2 protein-coding genes and 1 pseudogene are annotated in these 1,589 nt (G+C 64.1%); all 3 read left to right on the forward strand.

Features of this window, described 5'->3' with window-relative positions:
• Positions 1-743 (forward strand): mandelate racemase/muconate lactonizing enzyme family protein (locus EN994_RS30590; RefSeq protein ID WP_164746381.1); only part of this gene is annotated, 743 nt, incomplete at its 5' end.
• 2 nt (positions 744-745) lie between these two features.
• Positions 746-1,462: a FadR/GntR family transcriptional regulator gene (locus EN994_RS30595; protein ID WP_013529506.1), complete on the forward strand. Its 717-nt coding sequence runs from the start codon at positions 746-748 to the stop codon at positions 1,460-1,462.
• Positions 1,463-1,467: 5 nt separating this feature from the next.
• Positions 1,468-1,589 (forward strand): annotated as a pseudogene (locus tag EN994_RS36505) (dehydrogenase); the annotation flags it as partial.

Below are 1,589 nucleotides of genomic sequence, written 5' to 3' on the forward strand. Positions count from 1 at the left end.
GCGGCCGCAAGCTCGATCGCATGCCGGCTTACGCGTCCGGCGGCTGGGCGGCCGCCGACGCCATAGGCGAGCAGTTGAAATCCTATATCGCCAAGGGCGGTTTCAAGGCACTGAAGATGCGGGTTGGCGCCATGGACGGCGCGGCGCACATTTCCGCCACCCGCGTGCGCGCCGCACGGCAGGCGCTCGGCCCCGATGTCGAACTGATGGTCGACGCGCACGGCACCTACACGGTGGCTGAAGCCAAGCGCTTCATCCATCTCGTCAACGACCTTGACCTGGCGTGGTTCGAGGAACCTATCATCGCCGACGATAAGCCGGGCATGGCCGAAGTGCGGGCAAGTGGCGCCGTTCCGATTGCCACCGGCGAAAGCGAGGCGACCCGCTACGCCTTCCGCGACCTTGCCGTGCTCAAAGCCGCCGACATCTTCCAGCCCGATCCCGCCTTCTGCGGCGGCATCAGCGAGGCGATGAAGATCGGCACCATCGCCAGCGCCTTCAATCTGCGCTTTGCACCGCATTTGTGGGCCGGCGCGCCCTGTTTTTTCGCAGGCTTGCATGTCTGCGCCGCCTCGCCGTCGAGTTTCACCGTCGAATATTCGCTCGGCGCCAACCCGATGATCCATGATCTGGTCGAAGAGACTGTCGAAGCCAGGGACGGTATGATAGCGATCCCGGAAAAACCGGGTCTGGGATTCACCATTTCGGAGCGGTTCCTGGAGGCGCACGCGCAACGCGGTTGACGATGAAAGAAAAGAACCTTCTCGCGGAACTCGCTGCCTACCTGTTCTCCCATTCGGACAAGGAGAGCGGCCGAACGCCATCGGAGCGCGAACTGGCGGAGCATTTCGCCGTCAGCCGCGGTCAGATCCGCGAGGCGCTGGCCATCCTGGAGGCCATGCGCATCGTTGAGCGCCGGGCCAAATCCGGCATCTACATCGACACCAAGCAGGCCAGTGTGGAGGCCATGGCGCTCTTTGCCCGCGCGGGCCTCCCGCTCGACCCGATCCAGATCTACGAGACGGTCGAACTGCGCAAGATCCACGAGATCAAGGCGGCCGAACTTGCCTGTTCGCGTGCCACCGAGGAGAATTTCGAGCGGCTGCGCGAAATCCTGAAGGCTTCGGAAGAGCGCATCGCCGCCGGCGAAGGGCTTGCCAGGGAAGACCGCGAATTTCACCTCGAAATCGTGCGCGCCACCAAGAACAGCGTCTTCCACAATGTCTGCAGCGTCTACTACATGATGGGCGAGCAGCGCCTGCCGATCTATTTCAACGACCCCGAGCGCAACGTGCGCTCGCATGCCGAGCATATCCAGATCTATGAAGCGCTGCTGCGCCGCGACGGCAATCTCGCACAGGCGCTGATGAGCGCCCATCTGCAGGGCGCTGAGAGCTACTGGAAGGGCCTGATCGAGGGCCATGGCGAGGAGCCGCAAAGCCCGGCGCTCGAAAAAGCCTGACCGACATGGCTCGTATCCTCACGACGCACCCTCTGCACCCGCGCGCCTCGGCTATGCTCTCCGGCGCCGGCGAGCTCGTCGTCGCCTCCGCCATCGATCCGGCCACGCTGGCCGCCGAGGCGAAAAA

Source organism: Mesorhizobium sp. M7A.F.Ca.CA.002.09.1.1 (genome assembly GCF_003998555.1).
Taxonomy (GTDB): domain Bacteria; phylum Pseudomonadota; class Alphaproteobacteria; order Rhizobiales; family Rhizobiaceae; genus Mesorhizobium; species Mesorhizobium ciceri.

What these genes read in the sequence shown, in the direction of transcription:
- EN994_RS30595 (WP_013529506.1), top strand. Translation starts at nt 746, where the DNA reads ATGAAAGAAAAGAACCTTCTCGCGGAACTCGCTGCCTACCTGTTCTCC.